Here is a 16,160-nt window from a genome sequence, read left to right on the forward strand (position 1 = left end):
TGGATCAACCGGCCTTGCTGACCATGTAGTCGATGGCGGCCTTGACTTCGTCGTCCTTCAGCGCGGCGTTGCCGCCCCTGGCCGGCATCATCTTGAAGCCGTTGAGGGCGTGCGTGTACAGCGTATCCTTGCCTTGCGCGACGCGCGGTCCCCAGGCCGTCTTGTCGCCGACCTTGGGCGCGCCGAGCACGCCGGCGCCGTGGCAGGTGACGCAGGTGGTGCCGAACACTTTTTCGCCGAGCACCAGGTCGCCGCCGCCCGCCGCACTCGCGGTCGTTGCGGCGGGTGCGGTCGCTGCGGCGGGAGCGGCCGGTTCCGCGGCGGCGGGTGCCGCTGCGGGCGGAGCGGCGGGCGCGGCGGCAGCCGTATCCGCCGCCGGCGCGGGCGGCGCGGTCGATGCCTGCGCTTGTTGTGCGTTCTTCTGGCCGCAAGCGGTCAATGCGGTTGCCAATGCCAATGCAGATGCCAGTGGCAGCAATTTCAAGGTGTTCATGGTTCCTCTTCGTTTTCGGGTGGGCTAAAAAAATGACATGTCAGTTCATGTGGGCGTCTTCACCATGGCGGCGGTGATCTGGTCGAAGCGCAGCACCTTGCCGCCTTCCTTGGCGGCGAATGCGGCGGCGTCGGCGGCGTTCGCGAAGCTGCCGAAGGTCGGCCCCATCGAGCCTGGCTTGCGGCTGCCGACGACGTAGTAGGCCGTCCTGGCGTCGATCCAGTGGGCCTGCGGGTGATTCCAATCCGTCTTGCCCATGTCCTGCACGAACAGCGCCGCGACGGCGCGGCGGCTTTCGGGCGCGAGCACGACGTCGAACAGTTCCGTCAGGTTGCAAAAGAAGTCCGGCTTGCCTTCGGTGTAGTGGATCTGCGCCTTCGGGCCGGCAAAGTCTTTCAGCACCATGCCGTCGAGCGCGCAGGCCGTGTCGTCGCCCGGCTCCAATGGGTGCACCTTGGCCGGCGTGTGGCTGCAGGCGGCGAGCGCGGCGAGCAGGGCGAGGCCGGCCAACTGCCGGGTAATCGATGTCATTTGAATCTCCAGTGGGCGACGGTGAACGGCGCAACGATCCAGGCCAGCATGACGGCGACGAGGACGGCCGGATTGGTCAGGTTGTCCGGCATCACGGTCGCGAGGCCATACATGTTTTGCACCTGCTCGGAACTGAAGATGTTCAGCAGGCGGAAGACGTCGGCGGGGTTCAGCATCAGCAATGCGCCGAACAGGCCGCTGCCCAGCAGGCCCTGGCTTGCCACCAGCACGCCCATCAGCAGCAGGTCGAAAATCAGGACGAAAAAGAACCACAGGCCGATCGCCGTGCCGGATGCGCGGACACGGTCCAGCGACAACACCGAGACCAGCATCGACAGGCTCAGGAACGCCATGCCCATCAGGATCGCGCTGCCGGCAAAGCCGAGGTAGTGATGGACGTCGCGCGCCGTCAATTGCCCGGCCAGCGCCACCATGCCGGCGCCGAAGCCGAGCGCGGTGGCGCTCCCCAGCGCGGCCGACAGGCCGAGGAATTTGCCGAGCAAGATCTCGAACCGCGTGATCGGCATCGACAGCAGCAGGTCGAGCGAGCCGCGCTCCTTCTCGCCGACGATGGCGTCGTAGCCGAGGATCAGGGCGATCAGCGGCACCAGGTAGATGACGAGGCTCACCAGGCTGGCGACGGTCACGTCGATGCCGCGAAAGCCGACTTCTCCCTGCTGGGCCGAGCCGAAGTAGGCGATCGCCAGCGCGAACAACGCAAAGATCAGCGCCACGGCCAGCACCCAGCGGTTGCGGATGCGGTCGCGGAATTCCTTGCCGGCGATGACGAACGCCTGCGACCAGTCAACGCTGCCGAACATGTGCGCCTCCATATCCGAGAAACAGGTCTTCCAGCGACGGCTCATGAATCGCGACGTCGCGCACGACGTCGGCCAGCGCCGCGAGAATGTTGAGTACCGCGAGCTTTTGGCCCGGCAGGCAGGCGACCCGCACGCAATCGCGTTCGATGGTCAGTTCCAGGCCCGCCAGCTGCGCCAGCGCGGCGTGGATGCGCGACCCCTCGCCATGGTGCAGCGTGATCCGGATCTCGGACGGCAGCACCATCTGCGCGCGCAGTTCGGCCAACGTGCCTTGCGCCGCGACGCGTCCGCCGCCCAGGATCACCAGGTGGTCCACGCGTTCCTGGATCTCGGCCAGGATGTGCGACGTGATGACGATGGTGGCGCCCTGGGACTGGACGTCGCGCAGGATGCGGTAGAAATCGTGGATGCCTTCGGGGTCGAGGCCGTTGGTCGGCTCGTCGAGGAAGATCAGGTCGGGTGCGCCGAGCAGCACCTGCGCAAACCCGAGCCGCTGGCGCATCCCCTTCGAATAGCCGCGCACGCGCCGCCCCGCCGCGTGGCCCATTCCCACCCGTTCGAGCACCTCGGCGCACGCGGCGCGCGGGACTTTTTTCAGGTCGGCGAACAGGTGCAGCACCTCGTGGCCGGTCAGGTTGTCGTAGGTGACGAAGGTTTCCGGCAGATAGCCGATGCGCCGCCGCACGTGGCGGAAATCGCGCCCGCCGGTCGGCACGCCGTCGATCAGGACCTCGCCGGCGCTCGGTGCGATCAAGCCGAGCATCAGCTTGAACAAGGTGCTCTTGCCGGCGCCGTTATGGCCGATCAGGCCGACCATGCTGCCCTTGCCGATCGACAGGCTGATGTCGTCGAGCGCGACCACGTCGCCGAAGCGCTTGGCGACGTGCCTGACGTCGATTGAATTACTTGCCATTCCACTTGCTCCAGTCGCGGCGCCACGGCCGCATGCGCGGATGCTTGTCGATCACGCTCGGTGAGCGCAATATCGGAAACTGGCGCGCCACGAAACGCAGCGTCTGGATCGCCGGGCTGTTCAAGAGCAGCTTGACGAGCGGGTATTGCCAGTTGAGCCGATCCACCACGTCGTTCGCTTCGTAGACGATGTCGCCGACGCCGTCGCCGCCCTGGTCCCAGCCGCTGTAATTGCTCCAGTAATTGCCCTTGGCGCGGCCCCATTCCACGTCGTGTACGGCGACGAATTTGACTTGTTCCTGGTTGTCGATGAAGTCGTTGCCGTCGAACGCGTTGTTGACCGAACCGGCCGTCAGGTGGATGCCGATACGGTTGCGGATCACGAGATTGTTCCTGACCGTGTTGTACTCGGCGTCGTAGATGAAGAAGCCGAGCCCGTTGCCGGCCACCACATTGTTTTCGATGACCGAATCCTGGATCGTGCGCAGCATGATGCCGTGCTTTTCGTTACCCCAGGCGACGTTGTTGCGCACGGTGAGGCGGCGCACCTCCATCAACGCCAGGCCGCCGTGGCTCTCGTAGACTTCGTTGTCTTCCCAGGTGCTGTCGTTGGTGTTCATGTAGTGCGTGCCGTAGCGCACGTGGTGGATCCGGTTGCCGCGAAACAGCGCGTGGCGGGAATAATCGACGTAGATGCCGTCGCGCGTGTAGCTGACCTGGTTGTCGATGATGCGCGAGTTGGTCGTGTTGTAGACCTCGATACCGTTGCCGCGATTGACCGATTGCAGGTCGCGCCGTCCGATGATCACGTTGTGCTGCAGCGTCGAGTCGGTCGAATTTTCCAGCCAGACGCCGAACAGGTTCGCCACCAGTTCGCAGTCCTGCACCAGCGCGTGGTCGGCATGCGGTTCGATGTAGATGCCGGCGTTCTGGGCGCCGAGGTCGGTGCCGCTGTCGCGCACGACGAAGCCTTCGATCGTCACGTCGGCCGCGCGCACGCGGATGACGTCACCCCGGTTCGCGGCGCTGAGGGTGGGGCGATCGACGCCTTGCAGGGTGAGCGGCTTGTCGATCGTCACGTTCTCCTTGTACGTGCCGCGCGCCACGCGCACCGTGTCGCCGGCACGTGCCGCCTGCACGGCCGCCGCGACGGATTCGCCGGGCCGCACCTGCAGCACCGCGCAGCGTGCAGTGGTGCCGAACCCGCCGAACCCGCCGATCACGACGAGGCAGGCTGCGATCCACGCGGCACCGGGGCTGAGCGTGTTCATGACGACCGCTCTGCCTTGGCCGCCAGGTCGGCGGTCTTTTCCGCCAGGTTGCGCCGCACGTCGTCCAGAGAAATGAAGTAGCCCTTGGCATCGATCGGCGTCAACGGCAGGCCGGCGCGCTCGCGCGCCTTGCGCTCCTTGGCCAGCGGCGGACAGGCATGGTCGTCGTAGTACATCACCATGCAGTCGAGGCACAGCAGGCATTCCTTCTGGTCGATCCTGCCCTTGGCGTCGATCGCGTGCGAGCCGCAGCCGGTGGCGCAGGCATGGCAGGTCTCGCACTCTTTTTTTCGCTTCAGGCCGAACAGGCGGAACACGGTGGGCACCGCCAGGCTGGCGCCGAGCGGGCACAGATACTTGCAGTACGGCCGCTCGCTCAGGATCGAGATGCCGAGGATCACGGCGACGAAGGTCACGTACGGCCAGGAGCGGTTCCACACGCCGACGAGGAAGGTGGTCTTGAACGGCTCGATTTCCGCCAGCGTCTCGGCCATCTCCATCGAATACAGCGACACGCCGAGCAGCACCGCGAACACCACGTACTTGACCCACTTGAGGCGATCGTGCCACGCCTTCGGCAGCAAGCGCTGGAAGCGTTTCAGGCCGATGACCTGGCCGACGCGGAATGCGAGGTGCTGCAGCGAGCCGAACGGGCACAGCCAGCCGCAGAACAGGCCGCGTCCCCAGATGAACACGGTGACGATGATGAACCACCAGAACAGGAAGATGAACGGGTCCGACAGGAACAGTTCCCACTTCCACTGGTGCAGCATCGAATGGAACCAGGTCAGCACCTGCGTGATGCTCGGCTGTGCCTTCAGGTGCAGGCCGATGTAGCCGACGGCGACCACCCACAGCGTGTGGCGCGGGATGGAAATCCAGGGCTTGCTCTTGCGGTTCGATGCGCGCACCAGCCGGTCGCGCTGCGCATACCACACGGCGGTCGCGGCCAGCGCCAGCAGGAACAGGGCGATCTCGACCTTTCTACCGGTCCATGCCCGCTTCCATGCCGGTTCCGGGACGACGACCTTCGGCCGTCCGCCTTCGAGATAGCGGGCCGGCAGCCAGTAATCCTGGTCGAAGTGGGCGAACACCTTGGCGCCGGTCTGCGCGTCGCGCTTGTTGGCCAGGAAGCTCAGTTGCCACGGCCATGCCGGGTTGAAGTTGGCGGAACGAATGATGAAGATGCCCGATTCCTTGTAACCCGGCGTGTCCGCCGGCTCCAGGTGGTACAAGTTCTCGTAATCGGTGTCGCGGAAGGTGAAGCGGTCGGTATCCTGGAGCACCTGGACGCGGTCGTAGATGCCGCCGCGCACGAAGCCCGATCCCTTGAACGACACCTGGCCGTTGGCGACGATGAAGATCGCATGCTCGTCCGGTTTCAAGTCCTGCATCAGGCGGTCGTAGCCATGTTTGCCGAGCAGGCTGATGCCGATGGTCGGCACGTTGAGATAGCCGAAATACAGGTCCATGTACGGCTGCGCGCTGTCGCCGGCGCCGACGTCGCCGGCCTGCACCAGCAAGTGCCGCACGGCGCCTTCCCGTGCCAGCGCGGCCCAGTCGAGGGTGTCCGCCAACTGCGTGAAATGCGCGCGCGGCCGCGCCGCGCGCTTGAAGATGCCGACTTCCTTGCCGATTTCATAGGCGCTTTGCGCGATCACCTGGTTTTCGGAGATCGCCGTCACGGTGGCGCCGCTGATCGCGTCGAGCCCCGCCTTGTCGTCGCCGTCGGCGCCGTGGCCGATCTCGAGCTTGGCATTGCCGGCCCGGCCGATGTATTGATGAACGAATGTGGTGAGCACCGATTCCGGAATGCCGGCCAGCAGGATCGGTTCGGAATGCTTGAGAATGCGCACGCCCGTGATGATGCCGTGCGTATCCATGCCGATCAACGTGATGACCGGCTTGCCGGAATAGGCGGGGATGTCGACCACGTCGGTCGACAGGAACACGTAGCCGACCAGGCGGCGTTTCGCGCCATCGTTGGCATCGTTGGCATAGGCCTCGACATAGGCGGGCATGCCCTTGCGCTTGGAGAATGACTGCGCCGCGGGCATGACGTCGCGGCAGGGGGCGCCGGCGCACAGGTCCGGACCGCTCATGGTTTCCTGCGACAGTTCGGCGTTGTACATCGACGCCTTGGCGCCCGTCGCGAGCAGCAGTCCGCAGAGCGCGATCCAGAGGACCAGCGCCAGATGGTACGGCAAACGGCTGCGATACATGGACATCTCACCTTCGATTGGGGAAAAAACGCAGGACGGACAGGCTGCGCCCATCCTGCGAACTGCTGCGAGCTACCGGTAAATCGTCTCGATGCCTGCTCAGGCTTCCACGAGGAAGCGGCTGCGCATCTCCAGGTGCAGCGCGTGGCAGAAGTGGGTGCAGTAGATCCAGTACGCACCGGGTTTGTCGGCCTTGAAGGTGACCGACTTGGTTTCCTGCGGATTCACGATGAAGTTGATGTTGTAGTGGGGGATGGCGCAACCGTGCGTCAAGTCTTCGACCTTGTCGTGATTGGTGAGCGTGATCGTGACTTCGTCGCCCTTCTTGACCTTGATGAGCGGCAGGCTGTAGGTCGGCGCCTGCGACATCATGCGCACATGCACCTTGTTGCCCTTGCGCTCGATGCCGGCGTTCTCCGGTTTGACGGCGTTCGGGAAGTCGTCCATGTTGTAGATCTGACGCGTCTTCACGATGTCCCGGCGCATGATGATGGCATCGTGCGGTTCCGGATACGCGGTATGGTCCGAAACGATGCGCATCTTGTCGCCGGTGATGTCGATCAATTGTTCAGTCTCGGGATGGAGCGGGCCGACCGGCAGGAAACGGTCTTTCGAGAACTTGTTCCCCGAGTTGAAGTACTTGCCGTCGGCTTCCTTCGTTTCGCCCATCGAGATATAGCCGTGGCCCGGCTGGTAGTGCACGTCGACGCGGTCGAGCACGGGCTTGACCGACTTGTCGCCCTTGTACTGCGCGATCGCCTTGTCGACGTTCCACTTGACGATCTGGCTGTCGAGGAACAGCGTGGTATAGGCATTGCCCTTGCCGTCGAAGGCGGTATGCAGCGGGCCCAGGCCGATTTCCGGCTCCGCCACGACGGCGTCGCGTTCGGTCTTCAGGTCGCCGTTGAACCACTTGGTGACGAGCGCGAGTTCGATGACGGTGGCCGTCGGCGACAGCTTGCCGGAACAGACGAAATACTTGCCGTCCGGGCTGGCATTGACGCCGTGCGGATTTTTTCCGACCGGGACGTAGCAGGTGACGGCCGTCTTCGGATCGCCGTTGGCGGCCTTGCGGCCGTCGACGACCGGCACTTTCGAGTGGCCGATCGTGGTGAACTTGCCGTCCTTGACCAGTTGTTCGATGCGGGCCACGTTGAAGAAGACGCAGGCATCGCGCTCGGCCGCCATCATGCCGGCCTGGTCGGCGGCATTCTCGGTGTTGTACTGGTTCGACGCGACCAGCGTGCCGTCGTAGGACGTCGCCACCAGGTCGCAGTTGCCGTCGATGCGCACTTGCCAGCGCACGTCCATCGTCGCGGCGTCGACGCACGAGAACAGCACGCCCCACTTGCTCGGATCGTCGAGATCGTGGCCGTCGTTCGGCAGCGGCACGTGGAATTCGCCGCCGCAGAATACGCGCGTCGTGTAATTGATTTTCGGGTCGACCGGATCGCGCTTGTCCGGGAAGATGCCGTGGAATCCCATCACGTTCGGCAACTGCGTGATCTTGTCGCATTCCATCGTGTCCATGCGGATGCGGGCGAGGCGCGCGTTGATCTTGTCGTTGACGAACAGCCAGCGGCCGTCGTACGTGCCGTCCTTGTAGCTGCCGTGGACGTGGTGCGTGTCGCCCGTCACGTATTTCAGGCTGCCGTCCGGATTGGTCCCGAGAATCGCCTTCGATTCATTGGTGATGCCCCAGCCGACCATCGGATCGATGTTGAACACCGGAATGCGGCGTAACGTCCGGCCGGACGGAATACCGATGATGCGCGCTTCGCCCGAGTGGCCGCCGCTGGCGAAGAGGTAGTAATCGTCGAGCTGGCCCGGTGCGACTTCGTGGAAGCCGCCGGCAGTCTTGGCGCCGGGAGCCGATTCCGCGAGGGCGGCCTTCGTGCCATCCTCCTTGCAGCCGGACAGCAGCGACACGCCCGCGCCGGCCAGGCCGAGCATGGTGCCCGTGCCGAGGAATCGGCGGCGGCTCGTTTGCGGCAAATCGTCAGTTGTTATGGTGTTCTTTCCGTTGCCCATCGCATTGCTCCCAAAGTAATGTTCGTTCGGCTGGCGAGGCGCTTTTTACCCAGCCTTCATGACCAACCCGATTGGGATGCATTGTCCGTAGGAATGAAAAAAATCCAAATGACTTAGATCAAGTATATTTTTTTGGGAAGAACAAAGTTGCGCGCCGGCCTGCGGTTCCGCGCAAGCGCCGATTTCGCGCTGCGTGCTGCAAAAAAAAACGGGACTGCGTGTCCCGTTTTTTTTGCTGACGCTCGGGAGGCTACGGAACCTTCCGGGACAAGACCTGTTTCAGGGACACTTTGTCGGTCCTTCTGTAGATGACATCCGTAATCTTCCAGAGGCCGCCCACCCGGGCTACTTCGAAATCGATTTGCGTTTTCTTTGCATCGACCGGATCCGTGTAGACCACGGATACGACACCCGGCGACGTCGTCGTCACGTCCAGGTCCGTCACCCGCGGATCCTGCGAATCGAACAGCAAGTCGAAGTCGAGATTGCAGATGCCCTGGTATCGGGTCTGGCATGCCGCGTCCTTGACCAGTAAATCCGCCAGTGCGGGAGCGAAGTATTTTTCAAGCGTCGCTTTGCCCTGGTGCGACAGGTCGTCTCCAAACAGGTCCGCCTGGCTTGCCACAGCCTGCCACGCAAAATCCTTGTACAGCTTCGCGACCACGACGGCTTCGCTATCCGCTTTCGTGGCAAGGGCCGGGCCGGTCCATCCGATTGCCAGGGCAGCCGCAGCGGTCAGGGCGAGACGTTTAACGGCGATAGACGGCATAACTCGGCTTCTCCTTTGCATATGCGGTTCCCGGCCAAAAGCCGTGCTGGATAAAATCCGAGATCCAGTCCTTTCCATCGTAGCCGGCAATGTGGCCGGCCGGGTTACCATGCTTGGTTGGCTGAATCACGACAATATCGCCTCGCTGGAACGGGAACGTGTCGGGATTATCAACCGAAATGGCATGAAAGCCATTGCTCAGTAGTGTGGGACCATACAGTCTGGCTGGCGTCGGATGACCCTTGGTGTCCGCACCGCCTGCCTCAAGAGCCAGGCGAACGAATTTTGCACAATGCGACTGGCTATGCTTGCCGGCGTGCTCGCGCAGGTAGGTCGCAAATTTGATCGTGTCGAATGGCATGATCACCTCCGATCACGCAATCTTATTGGCTGCCAGATCCCAACCTCCCGCAGTGTTGCCGGCGCTTCCGCCACCGATCTTCTGTTGTGTGTACTTCCATTTGATCTTGGAATATTTCAGGTTGACGATCTCGGAAAGATACGATTCATCGCCACCCAGATGCGGCTTCACCATTCCGATCAATACATTTTCCAGTTCGATGTCAAAATACTTGACTCGCGATCCGTCTCCATCAGCACGGAAAAATTCGAACTTGGCTTTCGGGATGGTTTTACCCATCGCGCAGGTCTGAGCAAGGATCGGCGAAGAAAGGTCGGCCAACTTCGTAAACGAGACGTCGTCCAGTTCGGCTCTCTCGGCGGTGTGACCGCCTGCAGTCGATGACGTGGCACTCTTTGGTTGAAAGACGCCCCAATGGACGCCCGTCACCTCGATCCAATCCTTATGTTTGTCGTCTTGGGACTCGCCCTTGATGCCATCGATTTGCAGGTACACGTCAAATGCCATTGCTGTCTCCAGAAAAGCAGGATTATTGATGGGGAAGTGACTCGGCACGCGTTGAACTCGCCATTCGCACGATGTCGGCCGAGCGGTCAAAGCGTGATTGTTGCGTGTCCCCTTGATAGGCAGTTGGGTGTCAGGCAGGTTCGCAGATGAGCCGGATCAATGGAGCAGCAGATTGCTAACGTCATGCCGCCAGCGCGAACGCCGGCGGCGTCGATGACCCGGCGTACTCGAGCCGGGTCACCAAGGTCAGGCAGGACGGTTGTTCACGTGCTCCCGACGTCTACCGGGTCTCACGGCTTGGCAGCGTACAGTCCAATCTCGGACAGCGTCGTGAAGCTCGTGTCGCCGTTATTGGACGTGATGTTGAGCCGGTACCAGCGATAGGCGCCCGGGCTCGCGACCGTGTAGCTGTGCATCTGGATGCGGTTGGGGAACGCCTGGTCGCTTTGCGTATCGAGCGTCGTCCAGTTGACGCCGTCGTTGGAGCCCTGGAACTGCCAATCCTTCGGGTCGCGGCCGATCTTGTCGGTGGAGCTGATGACCGTGTAGCGCTGGACCGTCTCCGTGCGGCCGAGGTCGTACTGCAGCCAGCCCATCACGCCCGAGTAGAACCAGTACGACCCCGAGTTCTGGTCGAAGACGTACTTGGCGTTGGCCGGGTTGTTGGCGCTGTCGTTCGGGGTGCCGCCGGTGGCGACGTTCACCAGCGGATGGACCGGCGTGGCGCTGTCCTCGGGCGAGCTGCCGCTCGAGCCGGCGGCGTTCATCGCCATGACGGTGTAGTAGTAGGTCGTGCCGTTGGTCACCGTGGTGTCCGTGTAGCTGCCGCCCTTGACGTTATCCGCGACCGTCACGTAGGGGCCGCCGCTCGATGTGGCGCGCAGCACCTCATAGCTGGTGGCGCCGAACGACTGCTGCCAGCGCAGCGGGACGGCGCCGTCGCCCGGCTCGGCCAGCAGCGTCGCGGGCGCGGCCGGGATGGCGGTCGGCGCGCCGCCGTCGCCGCCCGTGACCTGGACGTGGCTGAAGGTGGAGGTATTCAGCGTGCCGTTGGCAACCGAGGCGACCACGAGGCCGACGTAAATCGTGTCGGGCAGCGGGCCGTCGATGCGGCCGACGTCGGTGGCGGCCCAGTTGGTGCCGTCGGGGGACACGTAGCCGGTGATCATGTTGCCGATGCGCTCGAGCTTCACCCAGTAAGAGGGCACGGTATTCGCGATGTTGAAGGCCTTGTTGCCGTAGTTCGTGCCGCCGTACACCGAGAGGTTCGGCATGTTCTGCTCGGCCTGGATCCGGTTGGTGACGGCCATCCAGGCGCGCGGCGCGCCCTGGGCCAGGCTCGTGCGCATCATGACGCCCGCCTTTGCGGATATGTTGGTGTTCTGGACCGATTCGACTTTCGCGATGATGGCGCCGTCGCCGGTGAGGGTCTGGTAGGCGAAGTGGCAGCTGTCGCTCGTGCCCCAGATTTCGGCGCCGCCTCCCTTTACGGTCCATTTGCCGTCGGCGTAGGTGGCCGAGCCGGCCGGAGCGGCGCCGCCGATATCGACATCGGTCAAGCCAGTGGTGATCGATGCGGTCGCGGGAATGGCCAGTGCCGGCGGGGGCGTCGCCGTCGAGGTATCGACGTCCTTCAGGAACATGAAGCTGGTGCTGTCCACCGGCATCCAGAGGCGCCGCTGCGCGATATACGGGGCCTGCATGCCCTTGCGCAGGACGTAGGCGCCATAGATCTGGTTGAGCGCAATGTTGCCGCCGCCCCAGCCGCCCCATCCGCGGTTGGTATTGTCGGCGATGTAGTAGGCATCGGTCGTCCCGAACGGGAGGAACGGCGTCGGCGCGAGTTCGTTCACGCGCGCGAAGTATTCACCGGCCGCCAGCAGGCGGTTGTCGAAATCGGAGTAGACGTCGATGCCTTGCTTCCACAGCGCTTCGGCCAGCATCGTCAGCGATTTGAGCTGCCCGTGAGCGTGTCCCTGGTCGCGCAGGGAGTCGCCGAGCATGCCGATGTCGTTGGAACTGCGCAGGCCGATGTGGGCGAGCGTGCGGGTCTGGGCGACGACCCGGTTCAGCGTATCGGCGTCGTCGTTGAAGATGGCCATCAACCCGAGGGCGTTCAGGGCCAGCGCGCCCTTGTTGGCGGCGCCGAACATGTTTTCGCCGTAGGGGTTCGATGCCGGCATCAGCACGTTGGCGAAATAGTTCTTGACCGTCGCCGTGTCGCTGTCCGTCCAATCCGGCCAGGTGCCGCGCAGGATGTCCGCGGCGCCCACGAACGCGTAGGCGTAGTCGCCCAGGTCGAGCATCGATTCGCGGCCCGAGAACGCGGTCTGGGTGGTGGCCCACGCCGTCAGGATGTCGTGCGCCTTTTTCGCGTAGTCTTTGTTGCCGGTGAAATACCACATCCGCGTCAGGTCCCAGATCGCGACCATGTCGTTGCGCCATGGCCAGAGATTCATGTCGGGTGCGCGGCTCACGGTCGCGTACGGCCCGGCCATCACGTAGGTGAGCTTGGCCTTGCCGTCGTTTGCCAATTGGTCGTAGGCGGACTTCCATGGCTGCTTGCCTTGGTCGACGTACGTCTTGAGCGTCTGGAGATCGGAGAGGGTGAGCGGTGCGCCCGGATGCGTGAAACCGGTGGCCTGCGCGGCGCTGTAACCCGGCAGCATCGCGGTGCTCAACGCGAGCAGCGCAGCGGCGACACCGGTTCGCTTGAACTTGCGGGCCGTCGTTCGGATCGTCATGGAGCATTCTTTGGAACTGTTTTTCATCGGTACCCTTCGTTAATAAACATCACTCACCAGCGCGTCGATCGTGAAGCCGAGGCGACAACCTCGGCAATACGGCGTCGTGCGCCGGAACCGTCACGTTCAAGGGCGTCCCGGGCGTCCCCGTCGCCTTGCCCGCAGCCTCGCTTGGACACGAGGAATTTGTTCGAGCGTCAAACTGTTAAATTATGGCAGTCATATTGCCGTACGGCAATAGCTTTCGTATGTATAAATATTGCGAAGAATTAATTTAACATTAATTTTTCCAGCGCGACGTTCAGTTTGTGTTAACGAATGGCATCGATGAATACCTGTGGGACACAGGCCGCGACAAGCACGTATGATGCTGAAGGGCGATACGGTGTACTTGCAGCTGACGGACTACGGCATGAAGCAGGTCGAGGAACCGCAAGACGCGCACGACAAGGACGAAGACTTCCTCGGTAGCGTGCTGAAGGCGATGGCGCTCAGCGGCGTGAAGCAATTCCTCAACCACGGCCTGGCGCTGTCGTTGGCCGACACGCGGTCCGGGCAACGTTGCCGGCATGCCGGCCTAAGGGCGCGTAAAACCGTCGAGGACGTGCGCGGGCAGCATTTTCACCATGGCGTGCAGGACGAGCGGCACGAGCACGAGCTCATCGACCGCGCCGATCACGGGCAGCGTGAAATTCAACGGCTCGACAGCGAACAGCGCGAGGCCGGCCAGGCCGGGCAACAACCACCCGGGACGTTTCTCGTGCCGGAGGGCGAACCACAGCAGGCGCAGGTCCTGGCCGGCGACGACGCGCCACAATGCAAAGATGCGTTTCATGGCTTCCCTCCATGGATCAGGGTGTTTTGCGGTGCCTCCTACATGGGACGTCCGGGCCTGAACACAATAGGAAACGAGCAAGCCGGGTTGAAAAGCGCCGGCCCGCACCGTCGGCGGATGAACCCCAAGAGCCGGTGCCCAGCTTTTGGGGTTCGGTTCATGCGTCTTACGGCCTGGGAACGAACAGCCCCAGGTCGGCGACCGCCGTCGAGGCGGTGTCGCCATTATTGGCCGTGATGTTGAGCCGGTAGTAGCGATACGCGCTTCCACCCGCGACCGGGTAGCCTTTCAGCTGAAGACGATTGGCGAACACCTGGCCGCTTTGCGCGTCGAGCGTCGTCCAGTTGACGCCGTCGTTGGAGCCCTGGAACTGCCAGTCCTTCGGATCGCGTGCGGCCACATCGGCGCTGATGATCGTATAACGCTGGATCACCGCGGTGTGGCCCAGGTCGTACTTCAGCCAGCCGGTCGGGGCCGCGTAGAGCCATTTCGTCGCTGAGTTCTGGTCGAAGGCTTGTGCCGCGTTGTTCGCGTTGTTCGCGCTGTCGGTGGCGGTGCCGCCGGTCGCGACGTTGATCATTGCGCGGGCCGGCGTGGCGCTGTCCTCGGGAGAATTGGCGCTCGTGCCGGCGGCGTTGGTCGCCGTGACCGTGTAGTAGTAGGTCATGCCGTTGCTCACCGCGGTGTCCGTGTAGCTGCCGTCCGTGATGCCGTACGCGACGGTCGTGTAGGGGCCGCCGCTGAACGTGGAGCGTTTGACGGTGTAGCTGGTGGCGCCGAACGACTGCTGCCAGCGCAGCGGGACGGCGCCATCGCCCGGCTCGGCCAGCAGCGTCGCGGGCGCGGCCGGGATGGCGGCCGGCGCGCCGCCGTCGCCGCCCGTGACCTGGACGTTGCTGAAGACGGAGGTGTTCAGCGTGCCGTTGGCGTGCGAGCAGACCACGAGGCCGACATAGATCGTGTTGGGCAGCGTGCCGTCGATGCGGCCGACGTCGGTGGCGGCCCAGTTGGTGCCGTCGGGAGACACATAGCCGGTGATCATGTTGCCGATGCGCTCGAGCTTGACCCAGTAGGACGGCACGGTGTTCGCGATGGCATAGCCCTTGTTGCCGTAGTTCGAGCCGCCGTACACCGAGAGGTTTTGCATGTTCTGCTCGACCTTGACCTGGTTGGTGACGACCATCAGGGCGCGCGGCGCGCCCTGGGCCAGGCTCGTGCGCATCATCACGCCCGCTTTGGCATAGATGCTGGTGTTCTGGATCGACTCGACCTTCGCGACGATGGCGCCGTCGCCGGTGAGGGCCTGGTAGGCGAAGTGGCTGCTGTCGCTTGTGCTCCACGTGTCCGCGCCGGCGCCCACCACGGTCCATTTGCCGTTGGCGTACGACGACCTGCCGGCCGGGGTGGCGCCACCGATATCGATATCATTCAATGGCGAAGTGAGCGAGGTGGTCGCGGGAATGGCGAGCCCCGGCGCGGGTGCCGCCGTCGAGGTGTCGACGTCCTTCATGAACATGAAGCTGGTGCTGTCCACCGGCATCCAGAGGCGCCGCTGCGCGATATACGGCGCCTGCATGCCTTTGCGGACCACGTAGGCGCCATGGATCTGGTTGAGTACGATGTTCCCGCCGCCCCAGCCGCGGTTGGTATTGTCGGCGATGTAGTAGGCATCGGTGGTGCCGAACGGGAGGAACGGCGTGGGCGCGAGTTCGTTCACGCGCGCGAAATATTCGCCGGCCCCCAGCAGCCGGTTGTCCAGCTCGGAATAGACGTCGATGCCTTGTTTCCACAGCGCCTCGGCGAGCATGGTCAGCGACAGCAGTTGCCCATGGGCGTGCCCCTGGTCGCGCAGGGAGTCGCCGAGCATGCCGATGTCGTTGGAACTGCGCAGGCCGATGTGGGCGAGGGTGCGGAGCTGGTAGACGACCTTGTCCAGCGCCGCGGCGTCGTCGTCGAAGATGTCCATCAACCCGAGGGCAACGAGGGCCAGCGCCCCCTTGTTGGCGGCGCCGAACATGTTTTCGCCATACGGGTTCGCCGCCGGCAGCAGGACATTGGTGAAATAGTTCTTTACCGTGGCCGTATCGCTGGCGGTCCAACCCGGCCAGGTGCCGCGCAGGATATCCGCGCCGCCCACGAACCTGAAGGCATAGTCGCCCAGGTCGAGCATCGACTCGCTGCCCGAGAACGAAGTCTGGGTGGTGGCCCACGCCATCAGGATGTCGTGCGCTTTCTTGGCGTAGGCGTCGTTGCGGGTGAAATACCACATCCGCGAGAGATTCCAGACCGCGACCATGTCATTGCGCCATGGCCAGAGATTCACGTCGGGGCTGCGGCTCACGGTCGCGTACGGACCGGCCATGACGTAGGTGAGCTGCGATTTGCCGTCGGCCGCCAATTGGTCATAGCCGGACTTCCATGGCTGCTTGCCTTGATCGACGTACGTCTTGAGCGTACTGAGATCGGAGAGGGTGAGCGGCGTGCCCGGATGCGTGAACCCGGTGACCTGCGCGGTGGCGTGACCCGGCAGCACGGTGGTGCCCGCCAGGAGGAGTGTTGCCAGGATGTGTCGGATGCCCAAAGACTGTTCTCTAGAACTATTTTTCATCGGTACCCCTTTCATGGGTGAACATCATTAACCGGCGACAACGTCAGCCTCACGA

General features: G+C 63.5%; 13 protein-coding genes. All 13 read right to left on the reverse strand.

Annotated features, from left to right (window positions below; translation table 11 throughout):
- Nucleotides 1–4 precede the first annotated feature (4 nt).
- Nucleotides 5–493 (reverse strand): c-type cytochrome, encoded by a 489-nt coding sequence (locus ISF28_RS13100; protein ID WP_198117621.1) that lies wholly within the window; start codon nucleotides 491–493, stop codon nucleotides 5–7.
- 45 nt (nucleotides 494–538) lie between these two features.
- Entirely contained in the window at nucleotides 539–1,024 is a 486-nt protein-coding gene (locus ISF28_RS13105; RefSeq protein WP_198117622.1) for a nitrous oxide reductase accessory protein NosL, read from the reverse strand.
- Nucleotides 1,021–1,845: an ABC transporter permease gene (locus tag ISF28_RS13110; protein ID WP_198117623.1), complete on the reverse strand. Its 825-nt coding sequence runs from the start codon at nucleotides 1,843–1,845 to the stop codon at nucleotides 1,021–1,023. The genes ISF28_RS13105 and ISF28_RS13110 overlap by 4 nt, the downstream gene beginning before the upstream one ends.
- The gene (locus ISF28_RS13115; protein ID WP_198117624.1) at nucleotides 1,829–2,758 is read right to left on the reverse strand and encodes an ABC transporter ATP-binding protein; all 930 of its coding nucleotides are present in this window, start codon (nucleotides 2,756–2,758) and stop codon (nucleotides 1,829–1,831) included. The genes ISF28_RS13110 and ISF28_RS13115 overlap by 17 nt, the downstream gene beginning before the upstream one ends.
- Nucleotides 2,748–4,028: a nitrous oxide reductase family maturation protein NosD gene (locus ISF28_RS13120; protein ID WP_198117625.1), complete on the reverse strand. Its 1,281-nt coding sequence runs from the start codon at nucleotides 4,026–4,028 to the stop codon at nucleotides 2,748–2,750. The genes ISF28_RS13115 and ISF28_RS13120 overlap by 11 nt, the downstream gene beginning before the upstream one ends.
- Nucleotides 4,025–6,250: a 4Fe-4S binding protein gene (locus tag ISF28_RS13125; RefSeq protein WP_198117626.1), complete on the reverse strand. Its 2,226-nt coding sequence runs from the start codon at nucleotides 6,248–6,250 to the stop codon at nucleotides 4,025–4,027. Before ISF28_RS13125 ends, ISF28_RS13120 begins: the two co-directional genes overlap by 4 nt.
- Before the next feature lie 99 nt (nucleotides 6,251–6,349).
- Nucleotides 6,350–8,281, reverse strand: a complete 1,932-nt coding sequence (nosZ, locus tag ISF28_RS13130) for a TAT-dependent nitrous-oxide reductase (protein ID WP_198117627.1) — start codon at nucleotides 8,279–8,281, stop codon at nucleotides 6,350–6,352.
- A gap of 250 nt (nucleotides 8,282–8,531) precedes the next feature.
- Complete coding sequence (locus ISF28_RS13135; RefSeq protein WP_198117628.1) at nucleotides 8,532–9,050, reverse strand: DUF3828 domain-containing protein; 519 nt, start codon at nucleotides 9,048–9,050, stop codon at nucleotides 8,532–8,534.
- Nucleotides 9,031–9,411, reverse strand: coding sequence for a CHAP domain-containing protein (locus ISF28_RS13140; RefSeq protein ID WP_198117629.1), 381 nt, complete (start codon nucleotides 9,409–9,411; stop codon nucleotides 9,031–9,033). The genes ISF28_RS13135 and ISF28_RS13140 overlap by 20 nt, the downstream gene beginning before the upstream one ends.
- Nucleotides 9,412–9,423: 12 nt before the next feature.
- Nucleotides 9,424–9,918: an Hcp family type VI secretion system effector gene (locus tag ISF28_RS13145; protein ID WP_198117630.1), complete on the reverse strand. Its 495-nt coding sequence runs from the start codon at nucleotides 9,916–9,918 to the stop codon at nucleotides 9,424–9,426.
- 290 nt (nucleotides 9,919–10,208) lie between these two features.
- The gene (locus ISF28_RS13150; RefSeq protein ID WP_229519057.1) at nucleotides 10,209–12,662 is read right to left on the reverse strand and encodes a discoidin domain-containing protein; all 2,454 of its coding nucleotides are present in this window, start codon (nucleotides 12,660–12,662) and stop codon (nucleotides 10,209–10,211) included.
- Nucleotides 12,663–13,239: 577 nt separating this feature from the next.
- Entirely contained in the window at nucleotides 13,240–13,497 is a 258-nt protein-coding gene (locus ISF28_RS13155; protein WP_198117632.1) for a hypothetical protein, read from the reverse strand.
- A 166-nt stretch (nucleotides 13,498–13,663) separates the two neighbouring features.
- Nucleotides 13,664–16,078 (reverse strand): discoidin domain-containing protein, encoded by a 2,415-nt coding sequence (locus tag ISF28_RS13160; protein WP_229519058.1) that lies wholly within the window; start codon nucleotides 16,076–16,078, stop codon nucleotides 13,664–13,666.
- Nucleotides 16,079–16,160 lie beyond the last annotated feature (82 nt).

Source organism: Massilia rhizosphaerae, assembly GCF_016093545.1.
Classification (GTDB): domain Bacteria; phylum Pseudomonadota; class Gammaproteobacteria; order Burkholderiales; family Burkholderiaceae_D; genus Telluria; species Telluria rhizosphaerae.